This window comes from Rhodococcus sp. BS-15 (genome assembly GCF_000813105.1).
GTDB lineage: Bacteria > Actinomycetota > Actinomycetes > Mycobacteriales > Mycobacteriaceae > Rhodococcoides.
In genome coordinates, this window is record NZ_BAOX01000229.1 from 1 (window position 1) to 7,840 (window position 7,840).

The following is a 7,840-nucleotide window of genomic DNA, read 5'->3' on the forward strand; positions in this document are numbered from 1 at the left end:
GCCGGCGGTGTCGACTGCCGAGAACTGCTCGACGAGCGAGCGCACCTCCGGGTCCGACGCCACCGTCCGGGCGACCGCGAGCGCACGTTCGCCGTACTCCTCACTCGCCTGCCTGCCACTGCTGATCGCGAACACCCCGAACGCCACTGCCAGGGCCACCGCCACCAGCGCTGCCTGCAACAACAGCACCTGGGTCCTCAATCGCACCCACTCAGGCTATGCGCCGGGCGGGCTCGAGCACAATGCGCAAAAGGCTCTTTACGTTGCTAGCGCGGGTAGTGCGCACAACGGCGACCATGTGATGCCGGTTACGTAACTTCAGTCACACACGCAGTCCAACCGGACCCACCTCACACATTCGAGAAGGAGTGCACGATGTTGGTGATACTCGGCTTCCTCATGGTAGCCGCCTTCATGTTCTTGATCCTGACCAAGAGAGCCACGCCCGTCGTCGCACTCACCCTCGTACCCGTCATCTTCGGTCTGCTGGCCGGCGCGGGGCTCGGCATCGGCGACATGATCACCGACGGCATCAAGTCCCTGGCCCCCACCGCGGCCCTGCTGTTCTTCGCCATCATCTTCTTCGGAATCATGATCGACGTCGGACTGTTCGACCCACTGGTGCGCGGAATTCTCCGCCTGGTGCGCAACGACCCGATGAAACTCGTTGTCGGAACTGCCATTCTGGCCATGGTCGTCTCGCTCGACGGTGACGGCTCCACCACATTCATCATCGTGACGTCCGCACTGCTGCCGCTCTATCTCAAACTCGGTGTCAGCCCGGTGATTCTGACGGTCGTCGCCGGTCTCGCCAACGGCACGATGAACATCATCCCGTGGGGCGGCCCGACGGTTCGCGCTGCTTCCGCCCTCGGCATCTCCCCGTCCGACGTCTTCGTTCCGATGGTTCCCTCGATGATCGTCGGCCTGATCATCGTGCTGCTCTTCGCCGTTCACCTGGGCATCATGGAACGCCGACGCATCGGCAAGCTGATCTACGAACCGAACTGGTGGCCTCCGGTGGCGGCGGCAGTATCCGCAAGGGCGGCAAGGCAACCGGCGGAGCAGGCACTGGCGGATCGGACGACAGCGAATCCGGCCAGTTCTTCGACGGCCTCGACCCCAACCGCGACACCCTGCGCCCGAAGCTACTGTGGTTCAACGCTGCTCTGACGGTCATCCTGCTCGTCGTTCTCGTCATGGACATCCTGCCCATCCCGGTGCTGTTCATGATCGCTGCCTCGATTGCCCTGACGGTCAACTTCCCCAAGGTCAAGGAGCAGGGCGACGCGATCGCACGGCACTCGTCCTCCATCGTCTCCGTGGTCGCCATGGTGCTCGCCGCGGCAATCCTCACCGGCGTCTTCCAGGGCACCGGCATGGTCGAGGCCATGGCCGAGTGGCTGCTCAACGTCATCCCGCCCGGCATGGGCCCGTACCTGGCCGTCATCACCGGCATCCTGAGCATCCCGCTGACGTTCTTCATGACCAACGACGCGTTCTACTTCGGCATCCTCCAGTGCTCACCGAGACCGCCGAGAAATACGGCATCGACCCGGTCGAGATGGCCCGTGCATCGATCACCGGTCAGCCCGTCCACCTGCAGAGCCCGCTGGTTCCGGCCATCCTGCTGCTGGTCACTCTCGCCGGAGTGTCGCTGGCCGATCACCACAAGAAGGTGCTCTGGCGAGCGGTGGTCGTCTCCCTCGCGATGCTGGCCGTCGGCATCGTCCTCGGCCAGATCCCGTTCGGCTGATCCCCCACCTCATCTCGCGTAGGAGAAACCGTCATGACTGTTGGCGTACTGCACAACAATTCACCCGAGGGCCGCGCAGCACTGGCGGCCGCCGTTCGAGAAGCACGCATCCGAGAGACGGACCTCGTCGTCCTGCACGCGCTGTCGGGATCGGCCGAACCGTCCGCCGAGGCGGCCGAGACGCAGGCAGTGTCCACTTCGGTGGAGACCGCTCTGGCCGACATCGACCACGCCGACGCCGTCACCTGGACCGTGGCAGTGGGTAGGCCCGATCCCGATGCCGTCAACACCCTGCTGACTTTGGTCGAGGAACAGAAGTCCGAGATCCTCGTCGTCGGTTCGCGCCACCGTTCGGCCGTCGGCAAGTTCCTGATGGGACAGACGATTCAGCGGCTGCTGCTCGAGATCCCGGTTCCGGTTCTGCTGGTCAAGTCCGGAGTGTGAGTGTCTCCGACCGCGCCGGAAAAGTAGTGGGGCACAGCCTCCGATGGATCGGCCTCGCAGCCGTATCCGTCGGGGGCTGGGCCCTTTTCGCGGCGCTGGGGCTCACGGCACCGTCGTTGTTCGCGGCGCTCGTCGTCGCCGTGGTCTTCGCACTGACCGGTCTCGGACCCGCGGCCGTCCCCCGTCCATTGTCGATGGCGGCGCAGGGGACCCTGGCGGTGACGATCGGGCTGATGCTCGACACCGAGACACTCGGTGCGTTGGGCGAGAACTGGATTCCCGCCGTTCTCGTCGGCGCGGGAACGCTGGTTGTCAGCGCAGGCTGCGGCGCGCTGCTCGCCCTGCATCGCGATGTCGACCCGGTTACTGGCGCACTGTCCCTGATCGCGGGTGGCGCAACGGGTCTGGTGTCCATCGCCCGGGAGCTCGGCGGCGACGAGCGCATCGTCGCCGTGGTGCAGTACCTGCGCGTTGCACTCGTGGTGGTCACGATGCCCTTGATCGTCACGTTCGCCTTCCACGCCGACTCCGGCAGTGGTGCGGCGAGAGAGGAGATCTCGACGCCCTGGTATCTCGGCACGGCGTTTCTGCTCGGAGCCGTCGTCACGGGGATCGTGCTCGCGCGTCTGATCAGACTGCCTGCACCGGCAACGCTCGGACCGCTGATCGTGGCGGGCGCATGCGAGCTGCTCGGGTGGCCCGTGGACATCTCGGTGCCCACGGTCCTGCTGCCGGTGGCGTTCATCGTCATCGGATGGCAAGCGGGACTTGCCTTCACGACCGCGAGCCTGCGGGCCATCGGACGGATCTTTCCGTGGGCGGCGCTGTTGGTCCTCTCGATCGGCCTGGTGTGCGCACTGTTCGGTTGGGCGCTCTCCGCCGTCACCGGGGTCAGCATGCTGACCGGCTACCTCGCCACCACACCCGGCGGGTTGGCCGCTGTGCTCGCGGTGTCTGCGACGACCGGATCGGACGTCACCTTCGTGGCCTGCGTTCAGGTGATTCGGCTGGTGTCGATGCTCGTCGCCGCGCCACTCGCCGCAGCCGCGTACACCAGGCTGGCCGAACGCAAGAAGGCCAGGGCGGCGACCGAATCAACCGTCGGCGCGGGGTAATTCGACCCGGAAGGTCGCGCCCTGCCCCGGGGTGCTGTGCACTCGCACCGTGCCTCGGTGAGCGGCGACCAACGCCGCGACGATCGACAGCCCCAGCCCGCTGCCGCCGCTCTCCCTGGTTCGCGAGGAATCGGCTCGATAGAAGCGCTCGAAGACGTGTGCGGCCTCCTCCTCTCGCAGACCCGGCCCGGTGTCCTGCACTTCGAGCAGCACCGAAGACCGGGTGGTCCCGACACACACGGTGATCGACGCGGATTCGGGCGTGTGCCGAACCGCGTTTCCGACGAGGTTCGCGAGTACCTGCCTCAGCCGGGCATCGTCACCGTCGACCTCGGGAATTCCCGGTCCTGCCAACACCTTCAGCGAGATGTCGCGCTGGGGCGAGACCGCCTTCGCGTCGTGCACGGCGTCGGCGGCGATGGTGAGCAGATCGACTCGGCGTACTTCGAGGGGTCGTTGGGCGTCGAGGCGCGCGAGCATCAGCAGGTCTTCGACGAGCAGTCCCATGCGCGCCGACTCGCCCTCGATTCGGTTCATCAGCACGGCGATGTCGCTCATCGCACCCTGCCGGTACAGCTCGGCGAACCCGCGGATCGTCGTCAGCGGCGTCCGTAGTTCGTGACTGGCGTCGGCGACGAAGCGGCGCATCCGATCCTCGGATGCACGCGCCGCCTCCTCCGAGGCCGCGGTGGCCGCGAAGGCGCGTTGGATCTGCGAGAGCATCCCGTTCAGGGCCGCCGACAACCGGCCCACCTCGGTCTTCTCGCTCCACTCGGGGACTCGGCGATGCAGATCCCCGGCGGCGATGGCCGCAGCAGTGGTCTCCACCTCACGCAGCGGTCGCAGACTGCGCCGCACCACGAAATACGCAATCACGGCCAGGGCCAGCAACACCGCTGCTCCGATGTAGAACTGAAGTACCGCGAGCCTGCTGACGGTCTGCTGGTTGGCGCTGAGCGACATTCCCACGGTGGTGGAGCCTTCGTTGTTGGTCACCGTGATCACCCGCCATTGTTTCGACGGGTCCCCCTCGGAACCGACGGTCGTCGGGATGGCCGACGGCGTGCCCGACAGATCCGGAACATCCTCCGCCACATCGTTGATGGGGCCGCGGACGGTACCGTCGTTGGCCACCGAGCGAACGAAGAAGTTGGACGGCGGACGGCTCGGATTCGGCTCGTCCACGGGTGGGAGCGGTCGGGCGTCGGGTTGTGCCCACCCGCGGGACGCCTCGATCAGTTGACTGTCCAGACGACGCATCAGCGAGGTCTCGAGCGAGGAGGTCACTGCAACCCCCGACGCCAGCAGACCGAGCCCGACCAGGAGTAGCAGCGCTGCGACCAAGGTGAAACGCAGCGGCAGATTCCGAATCCGAGCTCGAATGCCCGTCACCGTGGCTGACGCATGACGTAGCCGACTCCCCGCAGTGTGTGGATCAATCGGGTATCACCCGTATCGACCTTGCGGCGCAGGTACGAGACGTAGGACTCCACCACTCCCACTTCGCCGCCGAAATCGTAGTGCCACACGTGGTCGAGAATCCGCGGCTTGCTCAGCACGGTTCCCGCGTTGACCATGAAGTACCGCAGCAACGTGAATTCGGTGGGTGAGAGCGCGACGGGCTCGCCTGCCTTCCACACCTCGTGGGTGTCGTCGTCGAGTTCGATGTCTGCGAACGCAACTCGGGACGGCTGAGTGTCCTCGCTCTTGCCCGATCGACGCAGGATGACCCTGAGCCGGGCCACCACCTCTTCGAGCGAGAACGGTTTGGTGACGTAGTCGTCCGCACCGAGCGTCAGGCCGGTCACTTTGTCCTCCACCGAATCTCGCGCGGTGAGGAACAGGGCGGGCGCATCGATTCCGTCCGCTCGGAGCCGGCGCAACAGACCGAAGCCGTCCATTCCGGGCATCATCACGTCGAGAATGAGCGCCTCGGGCCTGAAGTTGCGGGCCTTGTCCAGAGCCTCGGGACCGGACGACGCCGTCGCGACCTCGAACCCCTGGAATCGGAGGCTGACCGACAGCAGCTCGACGATGGTCGGTTCGTCGTCGACGATCAGGACTCGTGCCTCGGGTGTCTCGCTCACGGTGTCCATCATCGCGCGGGAAGCTGCTCGTCCGCTGCACTCTCGCTGTGAGGTTGCTGTGAGCCACCGACAGCTGTGAGTCACCGAGAGCACGGTGGAACCCCGGAGGAGGCATGATGGCAGCGATGCTCGACGCGAAGACGGACGGCCGATTCAGGACTCGGCCTCCCGTGTCATCCATGCACGTATTCGCAACTCTGCTCGTGTTGGGCATCGTCTTCGGTGCCGACGTCACCCGGTGGGTCGACTCGTCCCCCGCGCTGCAGACCGGAGCGACGGTGTTCACCGGGATCTTCGTGCAGGCAACGCCGTTCCTGGTGCTGGGTGTGCTCGTGAGCGGAGGCATCGCCGCGTTCGTCTCACCCGCTGTTCTGCAGAAGGTGGTGCCGAAGAACGCCACCGCTGCTGTCGGAGTGAGCGGTCTCGCGGGAATGGCCATGCCTGGTTGTGAGTGCGGAGCCGTTCCCGTCTCGCGTCGGCTGATGGATCAGGGTGTGCCGACGTCTGCAGCTCTGGCGTTTCTGCTCTCTGCACCGGCGATCAACCCCGTCGTCCTGGTCTCCACCGCAGTGGCCTTTCCCGGCGAGCCGGCGATGGTTCTCGCGCGGTTCTTCGGCTCGCTCGCCACCGCACTGGTGATGGGCTGGTTGTGGACCAGGTTCGGCAAGGCCGAGTGGATCACCGCTCGACTCGCGGATCGCGAACACCGCCACGGAACCTCGAAGTGGGAGACCTTCCGTGAGTCGGCGCGTACGGACCTGCTCCAGGCCGGAGCTTTCCTCGTGTTCGGAGCAGCGGCCGCCGCGTTGCTGCACCTGGTGGTGCCCGACTGGGTGTTCGCCCATCTCGCCGGGCAGCTGCTGCTGTCGATCCTGGTGATGGCCGTGCTCGCGGTGATTCTCGCGCTGTGCTCGGAGGCCGACGCATTCGTCGCGGCGAGCATGTCGATGCTGCCGCTGCTACCACGGCTGGTCTTTCTGGTGGTGGGACCTGCTGTCGATGTGAAGCTGATGGCGATGCAGGCGGGCAGCTTCGGGCGCGGCTTCGTGGCTCGCTTCGCTCCCCTGACCTTCGTCGTCGCGATCGCGTGCGCCTCGGTGAGCGGCTACCTGTTTCTGGGTGCGCGATGAAACGCGAGGTGCAGAATCTGCTGCTACTGCTCCTCGGCGGAGCGATGGTCAAGATCTCGTGGGACGGCAGCTTTGTGCGATACGTCAAACCGTCGCTGCATCCGTATCTGCTGACCGCCGGGGTGTTGATCGTCGCCCTGGCAATCGCGTCGATCGTCGCCGACATCCGCCGCGGTGGGCCCGGTGACGACGGTCATGATCACGATTCGCGTCCGTACTGGCTGCTCCTGGTTCCGCTCGCGGTCATCCTGTTCATCGCACCACCCGCGCTGGGAGTCTCGGCGGTCGGCGATCGATCCGTCACCTCGGCGGCCGATCGTCAGAGGACAGCGTTTCCACCCCTGCCGGACGAGCTCGCGCCCGAGGTTCCGCTGCTCGATGTTGTGCAACGCGCGGTCAGGGACACCGAAGGCAGCCTCGACGGACGGGAGATTCGCGTCACCGGATTCGCCGTCGCGACCGCGAACGGAGGCTCGCCGCGCGCCGACGGAACGAGAGAAGGCATCGACCTCGCTCGCATTCTCATCATCTGTTGCGCGGCCGACGCCAGGTCCGTTCGCATCCACCTCGACGCAGGTAGCGCAGCTCTCGACGACATTCCGGACGGCACCTGGCTGCAGATATCGGGAACCGTCGACGCTGCCACGGCGACGGAGGACACCGCGTTCACACCCACGATGACGGTGTCGACGGTCGAGCGAATCGAAGCACCGGCGAACACGTACGCGTACTGACACCGTGGCCACTGTCAGCCAAAATTGGTACGATCGTACAAGTCACTTCCGACAATCGGACGAGCGCACCGTACCCGAACAGCGACAAGACGGTGCAAGGAGTGATTTCTCATGGCTTGGCTCATTCTCGTCGTCTCCGGCGTCCTCGAAGCGATCTGGGCGACCGCACTCGGTAAGTCCGAGGGCTTCACCAAACTCGGACCGTCCGTCGTGTTCGGCGTCGCGGTGGTGCTCAGCATGATCGGTCTCGCGATCGCGATGCGGTCGTTGCCCACCGGAACCGCCTACGCCGTCTGGGTGGGAATCGGTGCCACCCTCACCGTCTCGTACGCCATGATCACCGGCGAAGAAGCCGCGTCGATTCTCAAAATTGCGCTTCTGGTCGGAATCGTCGGATGCGTCGTGGGGCTGAAGGTTCTTCACTGATTTTCCGAGCTACGAGCAGTTACAGTAAAACGATGAACTGGGTGTCAGCGATCACACTGCCCGCGCGCGCCGGAATCGCCATCGCCGAACAGGCGATCGGCGTCGCGGAGGTCGCACTGGCGACGACTCGAATGGCCCTGGCCACCGG

At 65.6% G+C, this 7,840-nt stretch carries 7 protein-coding genes, 2 pseudogenes and 1 riboswitch; of the genes and pseudogenes, 6 read left to right on the top strand and 3 right to left on the bottom strand.

Features of this window, described 5'->3' with window-relative positions; all coding sequences use genetic code 11:
• Positions 1 to 207, bottom strand: a pseudogene (locus RHBS_RS20570) (histidine kinase); the annotation flags it as partial.
• A 168-nt stretch (positions 208 to 375) separates the two neighbouring features.
• Between RHBS_RS20570 and RHBS_RS20575 the strand changes: the two are divergent.
• The 3 genes and pseudogenes from RHBS_RS20575 (at position 376) to RHBS_RS20585 (ending at position 3,315) form a co-directional block, all read left to right on the top strand.
• Positions 376 to 1,756, top strand: a pseudogene (locus RHBS_RS20575) (CitMHS family transporter).
• A gap of 33 nt (positions 1,757 to 1,789) precedes the next feature.
• The gene (locus tag RHBS_RS20580; RefSeq protein WP_121870845.1) at positions 1,790 to 2,200 is read left to right on the top strand and encodes a universal stress protein; all 411 of its coding nucleotides are present in this window, start codon (positions 1,790 to 1,792) and stop codon (positions 2,198 to 2,200) included.
• A complete protein-coding gene (locus RHBS_RS20585) occupies positions 2,197 to 3,315 on the top strand; it encodes an AbrB family transcriptional regulator (RefSeq protein WP_121870846.1) in 1,119 nt (372 codons plus the stop codon). Before RHBS_RS20580 ends, RHBS_RS20585 begins: the two co-directional genes overlap by 4 nt.
• Here RHBS_RS20585 and RHBS_RS20590 read toward each other — a convergent pair.
• Together RHBS_RS20590 and RHBS_RS20595 are read right to left on the bottom strand one after the other, a co-directional pair.
• Complete coding sequence (locus RHBS_RS20590) at positions 3,295 to 4,707, bottom strand: HAMP domain-containing sensor histidine kinase (RefSeq protein ID WP_272913881.1); 1,413 nt, start codon at positions 4,705 to 4,707, stop codon at positions 3,295 to 3,297. The two genes, RHBS_RS20585 and RHBS_RS20590, sit on opposite strands and share 21 nt — an antisense overlap.
• Positions 4,704 to 5,411, bottom strand: coding sequence for a response regulator transcription factor (locus RHBS_RS20595; RefSeq protein ID WP_237669507.1), 708 nt, complete (start codon positions 5,409 to 5,411; stop codon positions 4,704 to 4,706). Before RHBS_RS20595 ends, RHBS_RS20590 begins: the two co-directional genes overlap by 4 nt.
• A gap of 116 nt (positions 5,412 to 5,527) precedes the next feature.
• On the opposite strand from RHBS_RS20595, the gene RHBS_RS20600 reads away from it, so the two are divergent.
• The 3 genes from RHBS_RS20600 to RHBS_RS20610 all read left to right on the top strand — a co-directional run bounded on the left by RHBS_RS20600 (position 5,528) and on the right by RHBS_RS20610 (position 7,692).
• Positions 5,528 to 6,532, top strand: coding sequence for a permease (locus RHBS_RS20600; protein WP_121872671.1), 1,005 nt, complete (start codon positions 5,528 to 5,530; stop codon positions 6,530 to 6,532).
• Entirely contained in the window at positions 6,529 to 7,266 is a 738-nt protein-coding gene (locus RHBS_RS20605; protein WP_121870848.1) for a TIGR03943 family protein, read from the top strand. The genes RHBS_RS20600 and RHBS_RS20605 overlap by 4 nt, the downstream gene beginning before the upstream one ends.
• Positions 7,267 to 7,302: 36 nt before the next feature.
• Positions 7,303 to 7,365: riboswitch (guanidine-III (ykkC-III) riboswitch) on the top strand.
• A gap of 12 nt (positions 7,366 to 7,377) precedes the next feature.
• Positions 7,378 to 7,692 carry a multidrug efflux SMR transporter gene (locus tag RHBS_RS20610; protein WP_121870849.1) on the top strand — a complete coding sequence of 105 codons (315 nt, stop codon included), beginning with the start codon at positions 7,378 to 7,380 and terminating at the stop codon, positions 7,690 to 7,692.
• The last annotated feature ends 148 nt before the right edge of the window (positions 7,693 to 7,840 follow it).